Genomic DNA, 23671 nt, shown 5'->3' on the forward strand with positions numbered 1-23671 from the left:
CAACGGACCGGAAGCACTCGGTGTCCAGACAAGTACGGCCGGTGGCAGCAAAAGCGCGCGGGTCGGATCCGCGCGGGACGAAACGGCGCGGCGCCGTCGGGTTCGCGGGTGCCGGACGCGTCACTGCCACCGCGACCGCGCGCCGCCACGCCGATGGGGCCGCGCGAGCGTTCGGAGGTGTCCCGGCGGCATGACACGGGCACGACGCACCGGCGCGTCGGCGGCACCCCGTGTCCGCCGGATCCGGTGCCCGGAACCCGCGCGCATTCGGGCGTATGGGTCAACCACTTCGTCGCCGTCCGCGGCCGCGGCCGCGAGCGCCCCGCACGCGACACGGGTGACCTACGCTGCCGCCGACGGACCGCACGAGTAGGGCGTACGGCCGAGGACAGACGACTCCCGGGAGCGCGGAATGACGTTACGCAAGAGATCCAGGGCCGCCGTGGTCGGTGTGGCGGCGGTCGTGCTGGCGGCCACGGCCTTCACGGGTTCCGCCCGGGCGTCCCGGGAGGCGTCCTGCCCGCCGGCCGACCACCGTGCGACGCAGCGCGCGATGGACGCGGCCGTACAAGCCGGTGTTCCCGGCATCACCGCCCAGGCGCGGGACGCCGACGGCGTCTGGAAGGCGACGTCGGGCGTGGGCGACCTGAAGACGGGGGCGCCACGCGGCAGGAACGACCGGTTCCGGGTCGGCAACATCACCGATACCTTCGTGGCGACCGTTCTCCTCCAGATGGAGGCGGAGGGAAGACTCGCTCTCGACGACAGCGTGGAGCGCCATCTGCCCGGCTTGGTGAGCGGCAACGGCAACGACGGGCGCGCGATCACCGTACGGCAGCTTCTCAACCACACCAGCGGCCTGTTCGACTACGCCGCCGATCGGGAGTACCGCGAGAGGTATCTGACGGGCGACGGTTTCCTCCGGCACCGGTACGACACCCTGACGCCAGAGCAGCGCCTGCGGGTGGCCTTCGCCCACGAGCCGCCGTTCGAGCCCGGTGCCAGGCACTCGTTCGCCAACACCAACGACGTCCTTGCCGCGCTGATCGTGGAGCGGGTCGGCGGCCGGACGTACGAGCGCGAGGTGCGCGAGCGCATCATCGAACCCCTGGGTCTGGACGCGACGTCCACCCCGCGCGACGGCGTCCACCTGCCCCGGCCGAGCAGCCGCGGCTACTCCAGGCTCTTCGCGTCGCAGCCGGACCGCGTCGACGACGTCACCGCGATGAACGCGTCACAGGTCTGGGGCAACGGCGACATCATCTCCGGCGCGGCGGATCTGAACGTGTTCTACCGGGCCCTGATGCGCGGGAAGCTGCTGCCTCCGCGGCAGTTGAAGGAGATGCTGACCACCGTCGAGAACCCCGACTTCCCGGGCGCGGCCTACGGGCTCGGCATCGAACGGTTCACGATGAGATGCGGTACGACCCTGTGGTACCACGACGGCGCCGCCGCGGGGTCGATCACCTTGGTCGCCACCACCGAGGACGGCCGCCGGCAATTCACGGTCAACTTCAACAGCGACTGGGGAGGAGAGCACATCCTGGCCATCCTGGACGCCGAATATTGCCCGTCCTGACCGCGGAATATCGCCACCGCGCCTTTGTACCGCGCGCATTCACCCGCTATGGCGTCATCATGACGCCATAGCGATCCCGCCGGCGACAGTTCACCTGAACTCGGTGGCGGTCCACGGTCCGCCGATATGCGAATCGCTATTCCCGGCCGATCGAAACACCGCGGTTCACCGGGACAAATGGGCCACGCACAATCATCGGGCCAGGCAGGCGCCGCGCGGCGCAATCAATGTGCCATCATGATTCCATGGAACTTCGGGAGTACGTCGAGGCGCTGCGCGACGAACTGGTCACAGCCTCCGCGGCGGGAGATGCCGAGACCCGCGCGGTCGCGGAGCGGCTGGTCGCTCCGCTGGAGTCGGCCGTTCGGCTCACGTTGCTCAAGGTTCTGTCGGCGGCGGCCGACGAGATCACCCGGGAGCTGGCGCCCGGCTCGGTGGACCTGCGCCTGCGGGGGATGGATCCCAGTTTTGTGGTGACCGCGCCCTCGGTCGACGACGGGCCCGCGCGGGACGCCGCGGATGATGGCGACGACGCGGCGGGCGACTGGTCGGCCGGAGCGCTCGGTGGCGCCAGGGGCGGCGCCACCGCCCGGATCAACTTTCGGCCTCCGCAGGAGATGAAGGACGAGATCGAGAAGGCGGCGTCCAGGCAGGGCATCTCGGTCAATACGTGGATGGTCCGAGCCTCCGCCGCGGCGCTGTCCAACAGCAGGCGGGCCCAGCGCGGCAAGCAGCAGTTCAACGGCTGGGTGCAGTAGCCGTCGCGAGCGAGCACGGCAACGGCCCGAAAGGGCCGGACTTCGGTGCGCCCACGCCGATGACCGACGGGATGCGAATGTGGTTCGCATCCCGTCGACTCGACGGCTCGCACGGACCGCCCGTGGGCCGCTTCGTCCCGAACGTCGCGCCGTGCCTGCTCGCTCCCGCGCGAGGAGGTCGTTCGTCAGGCGCGGTGGATCGTGATGTCCCCGTAGGAGGAGTGCGCCCGCACCTCGATGCCTTCCTCGGACGCCTCGGCGACCTGCTCCAGCATGTTGTTCACGCGCCCGTATCCGGTGGCCAGGTCGAGCTTCGCCGGGCGGTCCGCGCCGATGCCGACCTCCAGGTCGCCGGAGCCGGTCTTGAGCACGACCTCGCCGCGGGTGACTTCCGCGACACGGATGTTGCCGCTGGCGGTCTTGGCGTCGGTCTTTCGTCCCGAGGCGTGGTCGATGGAGATGTCGCCGTTGGAGTTGCGGACGTGGAGGTCGCCGGTGACCTTGCCGATCTCGGTGTTGCCGCTGGAGTTCTTGACCTTGAGCGCACCGTCGACCTCACCGATCCGGATCCGCCCGATGGACGTGCCGACCTCGGCGTCGCCGTCGACTCGGCCCACGGTGATGTGGCCTGCCGAGTGCAGCCGCAGCGGACCGACGTGGTCCAGGTGAACGATCGCGGTGGAGGTCTTGTACGTGCACTCGCCGAGGCGGCCGGAGGAGCGCAGCTCGCCCAGCGCGGCCTTGCCGTGCACGTGTGAGCCGACCGGCAGCACGATCGACACGTCCACCGAACGGGTCTTCCGGGAGAGGTCCAATCCCGCGAGCGGCTTCGAGCCCTTGACCACCAGGACACCGTCGACGAATTCGACGCTCGTCTCCTTGGCGGCCTTCACGTCCGAGGCGTCGCTCTCGTCGCTCGGTCGCACCTCGACGACGGTGTCGGTCCGGTCTTCGGCGGTGATCTGCACGTCGCCGACGTGGAGTTCGATCGTGACGGAGATCGACTTCGGAGTCTCGAAAACAGGCATGGCTGTCCCTTCTGGTGATGTCCGAATATCCGACGGTCGTCCCCCTGTGGCGGGACGAGCGGGATATCGGTCCGGCTTGGTTCAGTGCACCCAGGCGATGTAGCGCTGCCGCCCTCGTCTGCCCCGCCGATCGGCGGTGGCGGGGGCGCGGTCGTGCACCACCGCGGCGGCGGCCACCCGGGCGAACCACGCGTCCACCGAACGCCCTTCGTGGCAGGCCGCCTGCTCGACGCGCGCCTTCAGGTGCCGGGGCATGTGCACGGTGACACGTGCGGTGGCGCCGTCCTCGGCATGGGGCGTGCCACCGCGCGCCGCGGCCTCGGACGACCCGTCGGGCGAGGCCGGCGTCACGACGAAGTTCGGTTCGCCTGCGCGGAGGTGGAGTTCGACGAAGCCCGGGGCGAGGTCGCGGTTGATCTCGTCCGCGGCAGCCTTCAGCGCGTCGAACAACGTGCGTCGGATCACCGACTCCAGCCGCGCGGCGGACGCGGCGGCGTCCCCACGGTCGACTCGAACGAGCGCGGCGAACTCGCGCCCGAGTTTGTCCACGAACGGGCTTACATCCATGGCGCCATCATGGCGCATATGTTGTGCCATCGCAAGCGACCACGCCCCGGGGTGGCGCCATCGGCGGGCGGTCACCGCGCCGGCCCCCGACCCTTCCGTGGCGACGACGGATGCGTGCTGCCGTGCGGCGCTCGTTCGCACACCCTACGGGGCGGCCTCCGTACGGTATTCGAGACCGCCCAGTACGTCGCTCAGGTCCGCCAGCAGCACGGCTTCCTCGGCTCGGAGATAGAAGTGCCCGCCGGGAAACACCCGGAGCCGGAAGGCGCCGTTCGTCATGTCCGCCCAGCGGCGCATCTGTTCCGGGTTCACCTCGGTGTCGCTGTCACCGGTGTAGCCGTAGACCGGGCAGTCGAGCGGAGGCCGGTGGCCACCGGGATAGTCGTCCACCAAGCGGTAGTCCGCGCGGATCGCGGGCAGCAGGATCTCGCACAGGTCGGGGTCCGCGAAGACCGGGGCGCAGCTCTCGTCGAAGCGCACGACATCCGCGATGATCTCCTCGTCCGTGCCGAAGTGTTGCCGCAGACCCTCCAGCGCATGCGGCGGCCGTCGGCCGGACACGCACAGGGCGGCCGGCGGGCACCCCCGTTTCTGCAGGCGCAGCGCCACCTCGTGCGCCACCGAAGCCCCCATGCTGTGGCCGAACAGCACCAGCCGATGCCGCGCCGGCTCGCCGAGCGCGTCCGCGATGTCGTCCGCGAGGGCTTCCAGGCCGGACGGGAACGGATCCCCGAGCCGGTCCTCCCGGCCCGGGTACCGCGCGGCGAGCACACCGACGTCCGGGGGCAGCCCCAGCGGCCAGGTTCGGTACGCGTTCGACCAGCCGCCGGCATGCGGGAAGCACAGGAGCTTCGTCGCGCATCCGTCGTCGTCCCGGAAACGACGTATCCACCGCTCGTCCACCGGACGGCTCATCGAGGAATCCCTTTCCGCACACCGGGTGACGATCGGGGTGGACGGCGACCGCGGCCGACGCTCAGAGAACCTCGCCCGCCTTCGTCCTCCTGCGCAGGGCCGGCCTGCTCGACCGGGAGAGGTCCTCCCACATCTCCGACAGACCGGTGATGGTGCGCGCCGCGAACAGCGTGCGAATGGACACCTCGAGACTCAGCTCCGCCCGGATCAGGCCGACCAGCCTGATCGCCCGGAGCGAGTTCCCGCCGAGGTCGAAGAAGTCCTCGTCGATGCCCACCCGGTCCACCTCGAGCACGTCGGCGAACGCCTCGGCCAGCACCCGCTCGGTGCGGTTGCGCGGTGCCCGGTAGGACCCGTCGTCGAACGCGGGCTCCGGCAGCGACGTCCGGTCCACCCTCCCGGCCGCCGTCACCGGCAGGCGTTCCAGCACCACGAACGCCGCGGGCACCATGAACTCCGGCAACCGTCCCGCGGCGAACCGGCGCAGTTCCTCGTTCGAGAGGTCGTCCCGACCGCCCACCGGGACCACGTAGGCCACCAGCCGCTCCTGCCCGGACGCGTCCTGCCGGACGACCACCACCGACTGCGCCAGTCCGGGGTGCTCCGACAGCACCTCCTCGGCCTCGGCCGGCTCGATCCGGACACCGCGTACGTCGACTTGGGTGTCGGCCCGTCCCACGTACTCGACCCACCCGTCCGCGCCCCACCGCACCCGGTCCCCGGTGCGGTACATCAGCCGGCCGGCCGGACCGAACGGGCAGGGTACGAACCGCTCGGCGGTCTGCCCGGGTCGCCCGGGATATCCGCGCGCCAGACCGGGCCCGGCCACGTACAGCTCTCCGGTCACGCCGACGGGGACCGGTGCCAGCCCCGGGCCCAGCACGTACAGGGCGGTGTCGTCCATCGGGCCGCCCACCGCGCCCGCGTGCCGCACCGGCTCCTCCGCCGTCAGGCGGTCGGCCGCGGCGAACCCGGTCGTCTCCGTCGGTCCGTGGCCGTCGACGATCGTCAACTCGGGGCAGGCCTCCCGCACCCGTCGCACCGCGGCGGACACGTGGTCACCACCGGTCCACACCTCGCGCAACCCGACCAGGCACTGCGGGTGTTCCGCCGCGATCGCCGAGAACAGCCCCGCGGGCAGCCACACCGCGGTGATCTCGTTCGCCGCTCGCGACTCGGTCAGGGTCCGGACGGACGACTCCCCCGGCGGAGCCACCACCACCCGGCCGCCGTTGAGCAACGGCGCCCACACTTCCAGGGCGAGCCCATCGAAGGTGTGCGGCGAGTGCCACAACACGGCGCCGCGCGCGCCTTCGCGCCAGTGGCGATCCGCGACCAAGCGCCGCATGTTCCGGTGCGTCACGGCGACCGGCGTGGCCGCACCGTTCGATCCGGAGCCGTACATCACAGCCAACAGGTTGTTCGGTCGCGATGGGGTCGGCAACTCCCCCACATCGCCGTCGCCGTCGGCGTCCGACGCCAGGTCGTCGAACACGAGCGCCGGAACATCGAGATCGGCGGAGCGCGCCTGGGCGGTCGCCGCATCGGTGAGCAGGAGGCGCACCGATGCGTCGCCGGCCACCGCGGTGATCCGCTCCGCCGGCGTCGTCGGGTCGATCGGCAGGTAGGCTCCGCCCGCCTTCACCACCCCCAGCAGGGCGACGACCAGGTCCACCGATCGGGGCATCGCCACCGCCACGACGGTCTCGGGTCCGACGTTTCGACGCCGCAGCGCCGCGGCCAGCCGACTCGATTGCCGATCCAGTTCCCGGTACGACACGGCCGAGTCCCCGGACACCACCGCGACCTCGTCGGGGGCCGATTCCACCCGGCGGGCGAACTGTTCCGCGACGGTCGACCACGGCACATCCGTGTCGCTCGGTGCCGTCGGTACCACCCGGTCCCGCTCGGCGCCGCGCAGCACGTCCAGCGCACCGACCGGCAGTTGCGGATCGGCGGAGGTCAGCGCACTGGTGTACGCGATCAACTCCGCCCCGATGAACCACAGTTCCGCGCCGGTGTACAGGCCCGCGGGGGCGTCGAGCCGGACGAACAGGTCGCTGTCGGGGCTCCCGTCGGTGTAGACGCCGATCGACAGTTCGTCGAAGACCCCGGTCGTCGCGCCCAGGTGGCGCGCCTGGTTGTCGGCGAAGTGCAGTTGCTCCGCGAACTCGACGACGTTGACGACGGCACCGAAACTGCCGCGGCCGCTCAGGACGGTTCCGCTCGCGCGCTGGATCTCCGAGTAGTGGCAGGCGGTCCGACCGAAGATCTCGTATGTCTCGTCCACCACCGCGTCGGCGATCTCGCCGAAGGTCGCACCGAGCGGAACCTTCACCCGCACCGGCACCACGTTCACCGCCAGACCGGGCGTGTTGCTCGCCGCCCCGACCCGATTGCCCACCGCGAGCGAGACGAGGAACTCCGGGCGGTCGCAGCGGTGCCGGAAGTACACCGCCGCGGCGGCGGTCAGCAGCGACGACATCCACACGCCCATGGACTTCGCGGCCTCGGTCCAGGTGTCCGCCTCGGCACGCGGCACCGTGAGCGTTCGGCTCACCATGCCGATGGCGTCCGCCAGTTGCCCCCAAGAGTCCGCGCTGCTCATCGGCTCGGCCGGCGCGGACCACATCGCGTCGGACAGCGCGACGCGCGGAACCTGCGCGGGAGGAGGCGCGTCCGCCAGGTACTCGCGCCAGAACTCGGTGTCCTCGGTGAACTTCGGGGAGTCCTGATACTCCGCCGCCCCGGCCGCGAACGACTCCACATCCCACGGGTGCGGCAACTCCGGTATCCCGGCGCCCCGCGCCAACGCCGTGTACACCTCGGCGAGGCGCCGCGACAGCAGGCCACCCGCGCCGTACCCGTCCGATATCAGGTGGTGGTAGGCGATCACCACCAGCGAGCGGGTCGCCGCGAGTTTGACCACCCCCAGCCGGAACAGCAGATCGCGCTCCAGGTCGAACGGCTGCTTGATCAGGTCGGCCAACGCTTCGCGCGCCGCCTGCTCGGGATCGGCCTCGGCGGCCAGATCCAGGAAGAACGGCCGCCAGTCGCCCAATTCCCGCGGCACCAGCCGCAGTCCGCTGCCGTCGTCGACGAAGGTGACCCGCAGCACTTCCGCTTCGCCCAGCACGTGCAGGAATGCGGATTCCATGACGGCCGCGTCCAATTCACCGTCCACATCCCACATGGTCAGCGCATGGTTCAGCGTTTCGGGGGACATTTTCTGCGCCAGCCACAATCCTTTGTGCGCCGACGACGCACCGAACGAACGCACAGGGAACATCCCCTCAGCAGGCAGGCTCGGGAACCTGGGAGATTCGCAGATCACTTCCACATTCACGGAAGTGGATCAGCCGGTCAAGACAACGGGGTGCCGGGACGGGCGCACCCACTGTCGAACGTGCGGTGTCCCGCCGACGGGACGGTCCCGGGGCGCGGGAAGGCGCCCGGAACGCGGTGGGATCAGCGCGGATCGAGGTCGGCCATCGAGGACGCGACGTGCTCGGCGACGCGCCTGGGCGTGGGGTGCCGCAGCACCAGGTTCGCCCTCAGTTTCAGACCGGTCGACGCGGCCAGGCGTTTGCTCAGCTCCACCGACAACAACGAGTCGAAGCCGATCTCCCTGAACTCCCGGTCGGGGTCGATCGTCTCGCCGGAGGGGTGTCCGAGCACGACGGCGACCTTCGCGAGGACGTGCTCCAGCACGAGTGCCTTCGCGTCCCCGTCGGGAAGGGCGGCGAGCCGGTCCGACAGGGGGACGGCCTGATCGTCGTCCGCGGGCGGTTCCGTCGAGGCCGGCTCCGCCACCGGCGCGGTGTGTACGGAGTTCAGCCAGTACCGCTGCCGCCGGAACGCGTACGTCGGCAGCTCCACCCGCCGGCGCGCCCCGAACAGGGCGCCCCAGTCCACGGCTCCGCCGCGGACGTACAGCTGGGCCAGCGAGCCGACCACGGCCTCCGCCTCGCCCCGATCCCGCCGGGACGACGACAGGACCACCGCGTCGTCCAGATCCTCGACCATCTCCTGCACCGGGACGGTCAGCACGGGGTGCGGACTCATCTCGATGAACCCCCGGAAACCGTCGGCGATCAACCGCCGGACGGAGGATTCGAAGAGGACTTTCTCGCGCAGATTGTCGTACCAGTACTCGCCGTTCAGCTCCGCGGTATCGATTGTTTCGCCGTGCAGGGTCGAATAGAAGGGCAGCGTCGACGTTTTCGGACAAACATCGGACAGCGGTCCGATCACCTGATCGCGGACCCGGGTCACCTGATGCGAATGCGAGGCGTAGTCGACCGAGATTCTCCGGGCCTGCGCGCCTTCGGCCTTCATCTTCTCGACGAACTCGTCGAGCGCGTCCGGTTCCCCGGACACCACCACCGAACGGGGGCCGTTGACCACGGCGACGCTCACCCGGTCCTTCCACGGAGTCAGCCGTGCCGTCACGGAGTCCGCGGACTCGGCGATCGACGCCATCCCGCCGTGCCCGATCAACCCCAGCAGGGCCTTGCTGCGCAGGGCCACGATCTTGGCGGCATCGCGCAACGACAACGCACCGCACACGTGGGCGGCGGCTATCTCGCCTTGGCTGTGCCCCACCACCGCGGCCGGTTCCACCCCCCACGACCGCCACAGCGCGGCCATCGACACCATCACCGAGAACAACGCCGGCTGCACCACGTCCACCCGGTCCAGGGTCGGCGCCCCCTCCACGCCGCGCACCACATCGAGCAGCGACCAGTCGACCCACTCGGCCAGGGCGATCGCGCACTCGTCGAGGCCGTGCGCGAAGACCGGGAAGGTGTCGTACAGTTCCCGGCCCATCCCGACCCACTGCGACCCCTGTCCCGGGAACATGAACACGACACCGCCGAGGTTCCCGGCGACCCCGCGCACCACCGCCGCGGACTCCGCGTCCTCGCCCAACGACGCCAGACCGTCGAGCAGTTCGTCCCGACCGCGGCCCAGCACCACGGCACGATGATCGAACCGCGACCGGCTCGACCACAACGACCAACCGATGTCGGCGACATCCACACCCGACTCGGCCGCGGCGAAATCGCGCAGGCTGTCCGCCTGCCGCCGCACGGCCGCCGCGCTCTTGCCCGACACCACCCACGGCACCAGCCCGCCGACGACGCCCGAGTCCGAATCACGCCCGTCCGTCGGCGCCGGCGGCGGTTCCTCCTCCAGGATCACGTGCGCGTTGGTGCCGCTGACTCCGAACGACGACACCCCGGCTCGCCGAGGACCCTCCGCACGGATCCACTCACGCCCCTCCACCAGCAGTTCCACCGCGCCGGAGGACCAGTCCACGTGCCGTGAGGGCGTATCCACGTGCAGGGTCTTCGGCAGGTAGCCGTGGCGCATGGCCATCACCATCTTGATCACCCCGGCGACGCCCGCCGCGGCCTGGGCGTGACCGATGTTCGACTTCATCGACCCCAGCCAAAGCGGGCTGCCCTCGGCCCGGTCCCGCCCGTAGGTCGCCAGCAGGGCGTGTGCCTCGATGGGGTCCCCCAGCACGGTTCCGGTCCCGTGCGCCTCGACCGCGTCCACCTCCCCGGGCGCGACCCCGGCGTTCGCCAGCGCCTGCCGGATCACCTTCTCCTGGGCGAGTCCGTTGGGGGCGGTCAACCCGTTGCTGGCCCCGTCCTGGTTCACCGCGGAACCGCGCACGACCGCCAGCACCGGGTGGCCGTTGCGGCGGGCCTCGGACAGCCGCTCCAGCAGCAGCACACCCACCCCCTCCGCCCAGCCGGTGCCGTCGGCTCCGTCCGCGAAGGACTTGCAGCGGCCGTCCGCGGACAGCGCGCGCTGCCGGGAGAACTCCACGAAGATCGCCGGCGTCGACATCACCGACACCCCGCCCGCCAGGGCGAGCGAGCACTCCCCCGAACGCAGCGACTGCATCGCCAGGTGCAGCGCCACCAGCGACGACGAGCAGGCCGTGTCCACGCTCACCGCCGGTCCGGTCAGCCCCAGTTCGTACGCCACCCGGCCGGACGCGACGCTCAGCGCGCTCCCGTGCATCAGGTAGCCCTCCAGCTCGTTCCGGCCCCCCTCCAGGAAGCGCGACCCGTACTCGGACGAGCTCACCCCGGCGAAGACACCGACGTCGGCCCCGCGCACATCGGCGGGAACGATGCCCGCCCGCTCGAAGACCTCCCACGACGTCTGCAACAACAGGCGCTGCTGTGGGTCGATCGCCAACGCCTCACGCGGACTGATGCCGAAGAATTCCGGGTCGAAGTCCGCCGCGTCCGTCAGGAATCCCGCGTGCCGCACGTACGAGCTGCCGACCGCGTCGGGATCGGGGTCGTACAGGTCCCGCCATCCGCGGTCCGCCGGGAACTCGTCCACCGCGTCCAGGCCGCCGCGCACCATGTCCCACAGGTCCTCGGGCGAGGACACCCCACGCGGGTAGCGGCACGCCATGGCCACCACGGCGATCGGCTCGACCCGGCCGGCCTTCAGGGCGTCGATCTCCAGCCGCAGGCGGTCGCGTTCCTCCAACAGGGTGCGCAGTGCCCGCTCGACCCGGGCCGCGCCGTCCGCCGTGCGATCCGCGGAGTTTTCCATGGTCACTTGCCCCTCTCATCCAGAGCCAGGCCGACGAGTGCTTCCAAGTCCATGGCCGCCAGTACGCCCGCGCCGGCGTCCGCGTCCGGCACCTGCCCCTCGGCATCCGACCGAGGCGGGTCGGCACACGCCAGAACCGACTCCAGGAGGCCCGCACCGCGCAGCCTGTCGATCGGGACGTTTCGCAACAGTTCCCGGATCTCGGCGTCCTCGTCCGGGCCCGCCTGCGGCGCCGCCGGACGCAGCAGGCCGAAGATGTGTCCGCCCAGCTCACGCGGTGTCGGGTAGCTGAAGACCAGGGTGGACGCCAAGCGCAGCCCGGTCGAGGAGGCCAGGCGGTTGCACAGTTCGACCGACGTCAGCGAGTCGAATCCCAGGTGGGTGAACGCCTGGTCGGCGTCGACGGCCGCACCGGACGGATGCCCGAGCACGATGGCGACCTGGTCGCGGATCCAGTCCAGCACCACCGCCCGCGCGTCGCCCTGCTCCAGGCCCGCCAGCCGGGCGGGCAACCCGAGCGAACCGCCGCCCCTGGTCGTGCTCGCCCGGTTCCGGGGCAACCGGCCACCGTCGACGAGGTCGCGCAGGAGCAGCGGCAGGTCGGCACCGGTCCTGCTCCGCAGCGCGGAGAGGTCCAGCCTGGCCGGGATGAGCACGGGTTTGTCGAGCGCGCACGCCGCGTCGAACAAGGCCAGTGCCTCGGGTGTGGGCATCTCGGCGATGCCCAGCCGCCGGACCCGCGCGAGGTCGACCTCGTCCAGGTCCGCGGTCATCCCGCTGCGCTGCTCCCACCAGCCCCAGCACAGCGAGGTGCCGACCAGGCCGGAGGCCCTGCGCTGGGCCGCCAGACCGTCCAGGAACCCGTTCGCCGCGGCGTAGTTCGCCTGCCCCGCGGTGCCCAGCGTGCCCGCGAGCGCGGAGAAGAGCACGAACGCCGACAGGGTGTGGCCCCTGGTCAGCTCGTGCAGGTTGACCGCGCCGCCGGCCTTGGCGCGCAGCACCCGGTCGAGGCTTTCCGCGGTCAGCGATTCGAGGGTGCCGTCCGCCAGGACACCCGCCGCGTGCACGACCGCCGTCAGCGGATGCCCGGGCGGCATGTCCGCGAGCAGGTCCGCCACCGCGGCCCGGTCCGCGACATCGCATTCCGCGACCTTGACGACCGCGCCCGCCGCCGCCAGGTCCGAGACCAGCTCGGCGGCCCCGTCGGCCGCCATGCCCCGACGGCTCGCCAGCACCAGGCTGCGCACCCCGTGTTCGGCGACGAGGTGCCGCGCCACCAGCGAACCCACGCCTCCGGTCCCGCCGGTGACCAGCACGGTCCCACTGCCGAAGCCGCTGCCCAGGTCGAGAATGACCTTCCCGATGTTGCGGCCCTGGCTCATCTCGCGGAACGCCTTGCGCGCGTCGCGGATGTTGCGCACGGCGATCGGATTCAGGTGCAACCGCCCGTCGGCGAACAGTTCCATGACCGCGCGGAACATCTCCCGCATCGCGTCCGGGCCCGCCTCGTAGAGGTCGAAGGCCTGGTAGTCGACGCCCGGGTGGTCGGCTGCCACCCGCTGCGGATCACGGATGTCCGTCTTCCCCATCTCGACGAAGCTTCCGCCCTCGGGGAGCAGCTTGAGCGAGGCGTCGACGAATTCGTGCGCGAGGGAGTTCAGCACGAAATCCACACCGCGCCCGGCCGAGGAGTCCAGGAACGTGTCCGCGAACTCCAGATCCCGCGACGACGCCAGGTGCGCGTCGTCCAGCCCCAGAGCGCGCAGGGCCGGCCACTTGGCCAAGCTCGCCGTTCCGTAGATCTCGGCACCCACGTGTTTCGCCAGTTGCACGGCGGCCATCCCCACCCCGCCCGCGGCGGCGTGGATGAGGATCCGTTGGCCCTTCTCGAGCTTCGCCACGCGGAACAGGGCGTGGTAGGCGGTGAGGAAGGCGCCCGGCACCGACGCCGCCTCGGTGTGGCTCCAGCCTTCGGGGACGGGCATGAGCAGGCGGTGGTCCGCCACGGCCACGCGGCCGAAGGCGCCGGAGAAGATGCCCATCACCCGGTCGCCCGGTGCCAGGGCGGTGACGTCGTCCGCCACCTCCAGCACGGTTCCGGCGCCCTCGCTGCCGATCCCGGCGTCGATGGCCGTGCGCTCCACCAGTCCCAGGGCGATCGTGACGTCCCGGAAGTTGAGCCCCGCGGCGTGCACGGAGACGCGCACCTGACCACTCGTCAGGGGTGCCTCCACCTCGGGGCAGGGCACCCAGGTCAGGTTCTCCAGCGTGCCCTTGGTCGGGATGCCCAGCCGGTGGGCGCCGGGCGCCGGTGGCTCGATCCGGTTGTGCGCGGCCGCGGCCGCCTTCATCCGGGGAACGAGGTACCCGCCGCCGCGCAGGGCCAGTTGCTCCTCGCCGGTGGCGAGCGCGTCCGCGAGGCGTGCCCAGGACGCCTGTTCGTCGTCGACGTCCACCAGCCGGAACCTGCCGGGATGCTCCGTCTGGGCGGACCGGATCAGGCCCCAGACGGACGCGCCGGGGAGGCTTTCGACGCTCTCTCCTCCACCGGTGTCCAAGGCCAGGCGGGTGAGGACCACCAGCGTGGATTCGGCGAGCGACTCCTCGGCGAGGAACCGCTGGACCCACTCCAGCACGCGCGTGTCCGTGCCGCCGACCGTGGCGAGCGGATCGGGGCCCGCGCTCACGAAGTCGTCCAGGCACAGCACGATGTGCGGGGGCGCCTCCCCCACGAGCACGTCGCTCATGGACGCGTGGAGGACGACGCTCTCGGCACCCGCCTCCAGGAGCCGGGAGGCCAGGCCGTCCTTCGCGCCGAGAACGCCCCATCGCACGCCGGGGGTTTCTCGTCCGCTCGGCGGGAGCGGTCGCCATTCCAGTTCGTACAGCGACTGCTCGTGCCCGCGGCGCGCCGAGCGCAGTTGCTCGGCGCTCGCCGGACGGAAGGTCAACGCCTGGATCCGCGCGATCGGGCGGCCGTGCTCGTCGCCGACCACCACCGACACGGCGGCCTCACCGGCCGGGGAGACCCGGATCCGCACGGTCGAGCCGCACTCCCCGAGTTGCTCCACCCCGGACCACGAGAAGGGCATCCAGCCCCGACCGCCCGTCACGTCGACGACGGCGCCGGCCACCACCGTGTGCAGCGCGGCGTCGATCAGCGCCGGATGCAGGGCGAACCCGGCGGCCGAGCCGTCGGCGGTCACCGGCAGGGTGGCCGTCGCGAAGAGATCGTCATCGCGCCGCCACACTTCGCGCAGCCCGCGGAAGGTCGGACCGTACTCGAAGCCCGCGTCCTGGAAGGAGTCGTACAGCCCGTCAATGTCGATCCGGCTCGCCCCGGCCGGTGGCCACGCGGCAAGGGCCGGCGCGTCGTCGGGCCCCGTGGCCGTGCGCGGGACGCTCGGTGCCAGACTCCCCGTCGCGTGCCGGGTCCAGCCGCCGACGGTCCGGTCGTCTTCGCCGGGACGCGAGTACACGTCCACGGAGCGGTGTCCTCTCTCGTCCGCCGCGCCGACCACGATCCGCACCTGTACGTCGCCCGCCTCGGGAAGGATCAGCGGAACCTCCAGAGAGAGTTCCTCGATCGCGGCGCACCCGAGGAAGTCGCCCACCGACAGCGCCAGGTCGAGGTAGGCCGTCGCCGGAACCACGACCGCGCCGAACACGGCGTGATCGGCCAGCCAGTCGTGGGTCCGCAGGGACCACAGATCGGTGAACACCACCTCGTCGGTGCCGGGGTGGTCCACCGCGGCGCCCAGCAGCGGGTGCCGCGGAGTCGCCAGCCCGACCGAGGCCACGTCCCCGGTGCCCATCCCGGCCAGGAAGTCCAGCCAGTACCGCTGCCGTTGGAACGCGTACGTGGGCAGGTCCACGGACCGGCGCGCCCCGAACAGGGCGCCCCAGTCCACGGTTCCGCCGCGGACGTGGAACTGGGCCAGCGCGCCGAGCAGCGTCTGCACCGCCCCGCGGTTGCGCCGCGAGGCCGACAGGACCACCGCGTCGTCCGCGCCCGCGCCGGCGAACGCCTCCTTGGTGATGCTCGTCAGGGTCGAGCCCGGCCCCACTTCGAGGAAGGTGCCCGCACCGGCCGTACGGGCGTACTCCACCGCGGTGAAGAAGCGGACGGGTTCGCGGACGTGTCTCACCCAGTGCGTGACGGACGTCAACTCCTCGACCGTGGCCACGCGGCCCGACCTGGTCGAGACGACCGGGATCGAGACGCGGCCCGCGGGGATTTCGCCGATCGAGGCCGCGAACTCGTCCAGGATCGGCTCCATGAGCGGGGAGTGGAACGCGTGGTCGACTTCGAGCAGCTTCGCCGAGGTGCCGCCGGCGACGAGTCGGTCACGCAGTTCGACGACCGCCTCGCGGTGGCCCGAGACCACCACCGACTCCGGGCCGTTGACGGCGGCGATGCCGACGCGCTCGTTTGGGCCGAGCAACGCGCTCACCTGCTCTTCCGAGGCGCGGACCGCCAGCATGGCGCCGCGCTCGGTGACCGTCTGCATGACCCGTCCGCGTGCGGCCACGAGCCGTGTCGCGCTGTCCAGGTCGAGGGCGCCGGACACGTGGGCGGCGGCGATCTCGCCGACGGAGTGACCGATCAGGTGGTTCGGCTCGCCGCAGAACCGCGCCATGAGCCGGTACAGGCCGACCTGCAGGGCGAACAGCGCGGGCTGCGCGATGTCCGTGCGCCGCGCGCGGGCCGCCTCGGGCGCGTCGGCGAGGAGCAGGGGCTTGAGCGCGTAGGGCAGGTGGGTGTCGAAGCGTGCGCAGACCTCGTCGAGGCTCTGCGCGAAGACGGGGAAGGCGTCGTACAGTTGCCCGGCCACACCCACCCACGACGATCCCTGGCCGGGGAACATGAAGACCGTGCCACCGAGGTCGCCGGCGACACCGCGCACCACCGCGGCGGACTCCGCGCCCTCTCCCAACGACGCCAGACCGCTCGACAACTCGTCGCGGTCACGGCCCAGCACCACCGCTCGATGCTCGAACCGCGCCCGGTCGGCCACCAGCGACCACCCGATGTCGACGATGTCGGCGTCGGCGTCGGCGACGAAGGCGCGCAGCTTCTCCGCCTGTGCCTGCAGCGCCGCCGCCGACCGCGCCGACACGACCCACGGCACCGGTCGGACGGCGCTTGCGGCCGCTTGGTCGGCGACGTCGGGCGCCGGCTCCGCTGCGGGCGCCTCCTCCAGGATCAGGTGCGCGTTGGTGCCGCTGGCCCCGAAGGCGGACACGCCCGCCCGCCGAGGCCGTCCCGGGGTGCTCGGCCACTCCCTGGCCTCGGTCAGCAGTTCCACCGCCCCGGCCGACCAGTCCACATGCGTCGTCGGGCGGTCCACGTGCAACGTCCTGGGCAGCACCCCGTGCCGCATCGCCATGATCATCTTGATCATCGCGCCGACGCCCGCCGCCGCCTGCGCGTGGCCGATGTTCGACTTCAACGACCCCAGCCACAACGGCCGGCCGGGATCGCGGTCCTGCCCGTAGGTGGCCAGCAGCGCCTGCGCCTCGATCGGATCGCCCAGCGTCGTACCGGTCCCATGGGCCTCCACCGCGTCCACGTCGCTCGCCCGCAGGCGGGAGTTCGCCAACGCCGCGCGGATCACCCGCTGCTGCGCGGGCCCGTTCGGCGCGGTCATCCCGTTGGACGCCCCGTCCTGGTTGATCGCCGAGCCCCGGATCACCGCCCGGATCCGCCGCCCGTTGCGGCGCGCGTCCGACAACCGCTCCAACACCAGCATCCCGACGCCCTCCGCGAAGCCGGTGCCGTCGGCCGCGTCGGCGAACGCCTTGCACCGGCCGTCCACCGCCAAGCCCCGCTGCCGCGACATCTCCCGGAACACCTGCGTCGTCCCCATGACGGTGACGCCCCCGGCCAGGGCCAGCGCGCACTCCCCCTGCCGCAGCGACTGCACCGCCTGGTGCACGGCCACCAGCGACGACGAGCACGCGGTGTCGGTCGACACCGCCGGGCCCTCCAGGCCCAGCGCGTACGCCACCCGCCCGGACGCCACGCTCAGCAGCGAACCGGTCTGCCCGTAGCCGGTGATGCTCTCGGGGGTGAAGAAGTGGTTCCCGTACCCGAAGTACGCCAGACCGGCGAAGACGCCGGTGTCGCTGCCGTGCAGGGTTCGCGGGTCGATGCCGGCCCGTTCCAGGGACTCCCACGAGGACTCCAGCAACAACCGGTGCTGCGGGTCCGCGGCCAGCGCCTCGCGCGGGTTGATCCCGAAGAACTCGGCGTCGAAGTCACCCGCGTCGTGCAGGAAACCGCCGGAGCGTGTGTAGCAGGTGCCGGGCCGGTCCGGGTCCGGGTCGTACAGGCTCGCCAGGTCCCAGTTGCGGTCGTCCGGGAAGTGCGACACCGCGTCCCGGCCCGCCGCCACCAGGTCCCACAGGGCCTCCGGGGACACCGCCCCACCCGGGAAACGGCAGGCGAGACCCACGACCGCGATCGGCTCGGCGGCGGCCTCCGTCAGCTCCTGCAGGCGCCGACGTGTTTCGATCAGCTCGATCGATGTCCGCTTGAGGTAATCGAGAACATCGGCGTTGTTGTCGTTCGTCATCGCTCTCCCCTAGCCGAGCTCTTTGTCCAGCAGCGAGAGAAGCTCGCCCACTGATGCCGAACCGATCCGCTCGGCGACGCCGACCGGTGATCCGTCGCCCGCCATCGAACGGACGCGGCCCTGCAGTTCGCCGAGCAGGGTGGAAATGGTGGCCTTGTCCTCGGCCGCGAGCCCGAGGAAGGCGTCCTCGAGCCGGGCGCCCAGTGCTTCGATCTCCTTGGTCAGGCGATCGACCGGAGGTTGCCGGTCGCCGGCGGGGTCGGGATGGATGCCGGCGTTCAGGAACCGGGCGAGGCTGCTCGGGTTCGGGTAGTCGAACGCGAGCGTGGCGGACAGCTTCAGGCCGGTCACCGCCGACAGCTTGTTCCGCAGCTCCAGTGCCATCAGCGAATCGATCCCGAGATCCTTGAACGCCGTGCCGGGGCCGACCCGCCCGGTGTCGGCGTGGCCGAGGACGATCGCGGTCTGCGCCCGAACGGCGTCGAGCAACACCGCCTCCGCGTCGGCCCGCGGCAGCGACCTGATCCGCCGCGCGATCCCGACGTCGGCGACCTCCCCGCTCCCCGGGCCGCCGGAACCGGCGGACGTGCCGATCAGCGTGCGCAGCAGCGGCGAACGCGCGTGGCCGGTCTGCGGCGCGCCCGGCGCCGGGAGGTTCAACCGCGCCGGCACCAGCACCGGCTCGTTCCGCGAGACGACCGCGTCGAAGAGCGCGAGCCCCTCATACGACGACATCGGCTGCACGCCCTGCCGCCGCAGGCGCACGATGTCCGCCGCACCGAGGTCGGCGCCGCCCTCGGTGCGTTCCGCCCAGTACCCCCAGCACAACGAGATGCCGGCCAGTTCCTCGGCCCGACGGGCTTCCGCCAACCCGTTGAGGAAGGCGTTCGCCGCCGCGTAGTTGGCCTGCCCCGCGGTCCCGAGCACGCTCGCGATCGAGGAGAACAGCACGAACGCGGACAGGTCCAGGTGCCGGGTCAGTTCGTGCAGGTACCAGGCGCCGCGCACCTTCGGCGCCAGCACCGCGTCCACCCGGTCCTCGGTCAGCGCCTCGACGACCCCGTCGTCCAGCACGGCCGCGCAGTGGATCACCGCGGTCAGCGGGTGCTCGTGCGGCACCGCGGCGATCAGCTCGGCGACGGACGCACGGCTCGTGACGTCGCAGGCGACGATCTCCACGTGCGCACCCGCCGCGCTCAACTCGTCCCGCAGCCCCGCCGCCGCCGGAGCCGCCGGCCCTCGCCTGCTCGTCAACACCAACCGCCGCACCCCGTGCCGCGCCACCACGTGCCGGGCCAGCATCGCCCCCAGGCCGCCGGTGCCTCCGGTGATCAGCACCGTCCCGGACCCGAGACCGCCCGCGGCCTCGCCGGGGATCCCGCCGGCGGCGGACGTGCCCGAAGCGTGGGCCAGTCGCGGGGTGCTCGCGACGCCGGCCCGGATCTTGAGCTGAGGCTCTCCGGTGGCGGCGGCCGCCGGGATGGCCGCCCACGAGTCGGGCTCCTCGTCCGTGTCCACGAGCGTGAACCGGCCCGGGTTCTCGGTCTGCGCGGTGCGCACGAATCCCCAGATCGCGGCCGCCACGGGGTCGGGGCGAAGGACTCGCTCGTCCTGCACCGCGTCCCGCGTCACCACGACCAGGCGCGAGTCGAGGAACCGGTCGTCGGCCAGCCAGGCCCGCGTCCACCTCAGCACCCGGTGGAGGTTGCGCTCGACCGCGGCGGGCGGGTCGCCGACCCCCGCGTCCGCCGGATCGATGCCGACGATCACGACCGGGGGTATCGCCCCGCCGGAGGCGGCGAGTTCGTCGAGGTCGGCGAAGACCGGTCCGCCCTGTCCCGGGGACGCGGCCACCCCCTCGGGCGCGCCCGGCACCGCGGACCCGCCCGCGGCCTCCCCGGACGCGACCGGGAAGGGCACCCAGTCCACCCGGAACAGCGAGTCCTGGTGGTCGAAGCCCAACGCGGTCAGCTTCCCGACGTCCACCGGCCGCAGGGTCAGCGACTCGACGCCGCCGACCGGTGCTCCGGTGTGGTCCGCGATGGCCACGGACCACACGTTCTCGCCCGTGAGCGCGAGCCGGACGCGCAGCACGGTCGGCGCCGCGGAGTTCAGGCGGATCCTCGTCCAGCGGTACGGCAGTCGGCCCCGGGACCCGGAGTCCTCGACGAGGTCCCCCATGCCGATCGGGAGCAACGCGGCGTGCAGCAGCGCCGGGTGGATCCGGAACCGGCCCGGATCCGCACCCTCGTGCGCGGGCGACTCCAGCTCCGCGAACAGCTCGTCGTCCCGGCGCCACACCTGCTTCAGCCCGCGGAACAGCGGCCCGTGGTCGAACCCGAGGGCGGACAACCTGGCGTACTCGTCCTCGAAGGGCACCCCGACCGCGCCCGCCGGAGGCCACGCGACCAGGTCGTCCTCCCGCCGGATTCCTCCGGTATCGGACCCGACGACCCCGACGGCGTTGCGCGTCCACTCGGGTTCGCCCTCACCCCGTGAGTACACGCTGATCACCCGCTTGCCGTCGACCACGACGCGGATCTCGCGATCGGCCGTACGGGACAACACCAGCGGTGTCTCCAGCGTGAGTTCGTCGACGACGTCGCAGCCCACCTTGCGCGCCGCCCACACCGCCAGCTCCGCCGCCACCGTTCCCGGCACCAGCACGGCCCCGTGGACCACGTGGTCGGCGAGCCACGGGTGGCGGCGCAGCGACAGGCGCCCGCCGCCCACCACTCCACCCCGCTCCCCGTCCTCGGGCAGATCGATCACGGCGTCGAGCAGCGGGTGGTCCGACGTGCTCTCGCCGTTCGTCTCGTGGGGGGCGTCCAGCCAGTAGCGCTGCCGCTGGAAGGCGTACGTGGGCAACTCGACCCACCGGCCGTCCGGCCTGGGGAGCGCCGCCTCCCACGACACCGCGACGCCCGCCACGAAGGCCTCGGCCACCGACCGGTACAACCGCGCCGGCCCACCGTCGCCGCGGCGCAGCGAGCCCACCACCACGCGGCCGGCACCGGGGGTGCCGTCGAGCATGTCCTGGATGTTGATGGTGAGCAGCGGGTGCGGGCTGACCTCGACGAACGCGCCGTAGTCCGCTTCCAGGAGGCGCCTCATGGCGGCCTCGAATTGCACCGGTTCGCGCATGTTGCGGAACCAGTAGGCCGCGTCCAGCTCCGCGGTGTCGATCGGCCCGCCGGTCACCGTCGAGTAGAACGTCACCGGCGAGGACACCGCCGGGATCCGGCCCAGTCCGTCCCGCAGCGGGTCCGCGAACCGGTCCATCAGCGGCGAGTGTCCGGGAACGCTCGCCGGGATCCAGCGCGCGCGAATGCCCTCGGACTCGCAGAGCGCGACCAGTTCCCGGACCGCCGAGGCCTCGCCCGAGACGGTCGTCGAGTACGGTCCGTTGATCCCGGCGATCGCGACCCGGGGCTGCCACGGCCGCAGCAGTTCCAGCACCCGGTCCCGGGGCGCCACGATCCCGGCCATGCCGCCGTCCTGGGTGGCCGTGGCCAGCAGTCGGGACCGCACGGCCACGATCTTGGCCGCGTCCCGCAGGGTCAGGGCGCCCGCGACGCAGGCCGCGGCGATCTCGCCCTGGGAGTGACCGATCACCGCGTCCGGTGTCACCCCCAGCGAACGCCACACCCGCGCCAGCGACACCATCACCGCGAACAGCACCGGCTGGACGACATCGGCGCGATCGAGGTCCGCCGCCTCCGGTCCCCCGCACACGGTGTCGATCAACGACCAGGACACCCACGGCTCCAGCGCTTGCGCGCACTCGCGTATCTGCTCGGCGAAGACCGGGCTCGACTCCCACAACTCCCGCCCCATCGCCGGCCACTGCGACCCCTGGCCCGGGAAGACGAACACCGTCCTGCCCACCGGCTTCGCGACGCCGGTGACCACACCGGTGGGATTCCTGGCCCCTTCGGCCACGGCGGTCAGGCCGGCGAGCAGTTCGTCCCGGTCCGCTCCGATCACCACCTGACGGTGCTCGAACAGGGATCGGGTCGCCACCAGCGCGGACCCCACCTCCGCGATGGGCAGGTCCGGGTCCGCGGCCACGCTGTCCCGCAGCCGCAGCGCCTGCTCCCGCAGCGCCTGCGGCGAACGCGCCGACAGTACCCACGGCACGGCGCCGGAGAGCCCGCCGGAGGCGTCCACGGCCGGACGACCCGGGACCTCGGGCGTCTCGGATGCCGCGGATGCCGCGGATGCCTTGGATGCCTCGGGGGCCGCGGGGGCCTCGGGGGCCTCCTCGAGGATGACGTGCGCGTTCGTGCCGCTGACCCCGAAGGACGACACACCCGCGCGCCGCGGCCGCCCCGGTGCGCCGGCCCACTCCCGGGCCTCGGTCAGCAGCTCCACCGCCCCGGCCGACCAGTCGACATGCGGGGTCGGGCGTGCCACGTGCAACGTCCTGGGCAGCACGCCGTGGCGCATCGCCATGATCATCTTGATCATGCCGCCGACGCCCGCCGCGGCCTGTGTGTGGCCGATGTTCGACTTCAGCGAGCCCAGCCACAGCGGGCTGCCGGCGTCCCGGCCCTGCCCGTAGGTGGCCAGCAACGCCTCCGCCTCGATCGGGTCACCCAGCTTCGTGCCCGTGCCATGCGCCTCCACCGCGTCCACGTCGACGAGCGACAGCCCGGCATCGGCCACGGCTGCCCGGATCACCCGTCGCTGCGCCAGTTCGCTCGGCGCGGTCAACCCGTTGGAGGCTCCGTCCTGATTGATCGCCGAGCCCCGGACCACCGCCAGGATCCGCCGCCCGTTGCGCCGCGCGTCCGACAACCGCTCCAGGACCAGCACGCCCGCGCCCTCGCCCCAGCCGGTTCCGTCGGCCGCGTCCGAGAACGACTTGCAGCGACCGTCGGCCGACAGACCTCGCTGCCGGGCGCCCTCCACGAACATCCCCGGTGTCGGCAACACCGACACTCCACCGGCCAACGCCAACGTGCACTCCCCCGAACGCAGGGACCGCACGGCCTGGTGCACGGCGACCAGCGACGACGAGCACGCGGTGTCCACCGACACCGCGGGACCCTCCAGGCCCAGCACGTACGCCACCCGGCCCGAGGCCACGCTGGTGTAGGTCCCCGCGATCGCGAAGCCCTCCACCTCGCGGGCCGCCCCGCTGCCCAGGCGCGGGCCGTAGTCGACCGCGTAGATCCCGGTGAACACCCCGGTCGCCGAACCGCGCAGCCCGGCCGGGTCGATACCGGCCCGTTCCAGCGCCTCCCACGACGTCTCCAGCACCAGGCGCTGCTGGGGGTCCATCGCCAGCGCCTCGCGCGGGCTGATGCCGAAGAACGGCGCGTCGAACTCCGCGAGATCGTGCAGGAATCCGCCCGTGCGCGTGTACGTCTTCCCGTGCGCCTCGGGATCCGGGTCGTAGAGCGCCTCCAGGTCCCACCCGCGATTCGACGGGAAGTCGCCCACCGCGTCCACACCGTTGGACACCACGTCCCACAGCCCTTCGGGGGAGTTCACCCCACCCGGGAAGCGACACCCCACACCCACGACCGCGACGGGCTCGCGAGCGGACTCCTCCAACTCGCGCACCCGCTCGCGCAGAACCTGCGCATCGCCGACCGCGCGTCGCAGGTAGGACCGGAGCTTGTCGACATCCTCCACCAGGAACTCCCCCAA

9 protein-coding genes are annotated in these 23671 nt (G+C 72.1%); 2 read left to right on the top strand and 7 right to left on the bottom strand.

Going from position 1 to position 23671, the window contains the following annotated elements:
* Positions 1–412: 412 nt before the first annotated feature.
* Together ACWCPW_RS27470 and ACWCPW_RS27475 are read left to right on the top strand one after the other, a co-directional pair.
* On the top strand, positions 413–1579 hold the full coding sequence (locus ACWCPW_RS27470) for a serine hydrolase domain-containing protein (protein ID WP_449764267.1): 1167 nt from the start codon (positions 413–415) through the stop codon (positions 1577–1579).
* 245 nt (positions 1580–1824) lie between these two features.
* Positions 1825–2337, top strand: a complete 513-nt coding sequence (locus ACWCPW_RS27475; protein WP_449764268.1) for a hypothetical protein — start codon at positions 1825–1827, stop codon at positions 2335–2337.
* Between the two features lie 185 nt (positions 2338–2522).
* Here the strand turns inward: ACWCPW_RS27475 and ACWCPW_RS27480 are convergent, their stop codons facing one another.
* The 7 genes from ACWCPW_RS27480 to ACWCPW_RS27510 form a co-directional block, all read right to left on the bottom strand.
* A complete protein-coding gene (locus ACWCPW_RS27480) occupies positions 2523–3365 on the bottom strand; it encodes a DUF4097 family beta strand repeat-containing protein (protein ID WP_449764269.1) in 843 nt (280 codons plus the stop codon).
* An 81-nt stretch (positions 3366–3446) separates the two neighbouring features.
* Complete coding sequence (locus ACWCPW_RS27485; RefSeq protein ID WP_449764270.1) at positions 3447–3932, bottom strand: hypothetical protein; 486 nt, start codon at positions 3930–3932, stop codon at positions 3447–3449.
* Positions 3933–4076: 144 nt separating this feature from the next.
* Positions 4077–4847, bottom strand: coding sequence for a thioesterase II family protein (locus ACWCPW_RS27490; RefSeq protein WP_449764271.1), 771 nt, complete (start codon positions 4845–4847; stop codon positions 4077–4079).
* Positions 4848–4908: 61 nt separating this feature from the next.
* On the bottom strand, positions 4909–8136 hold the full coding sequence (locus ACWCPW_RS27495) for a non-ribosomal peptide synthetase (protein ID WP_449764272.1): 3228 nt from the start codon (positions 8134–8136) through the stop codon (positions 4909–4911).
* 179 nt (positions 8137–8315) lie between these two features.
* Positions 8316–11435, bottom strand: a complete 3120-nt coding sequence (locus ACWCPW_RS27500; protein ID WP_449764273.1) for a type I polyketide synthase — start codon at positions 11433–11435, stop codon at positions 8316–8318.
* Between the two features lie 2 nt (positions 11436–11437).
* Positions 11438–17893, bottom strand: coding sequence for a type I polyketide synthase (locus ACWCPW_RS27505; RefSeq protein ID WP_449764293.1), 6456 nt, complete (start codon positions 17891–17893; stop codon positions 11438–11440).
* 129 nt (positions 17894–18022) lie between these two features.
* Positions 18023–23659 carry an SDR family NAD(P)-dependent oxidoreductase gene (locus ACWCPW_RS27510; RefSeq protein WP_449764294.1) on the bottom strand — a complete coding sequence of 1879 codons (5637 nt, stop codon included), beginning with the start codon at positions 23657–23659 and terminating at the stop codon, positions 18023–18025.
* Positions 23660–23671 lie beyond the last annotated feature (12 nt).

The organism is Embleya sp. NPDC001921, assembly GCF_053594475.1.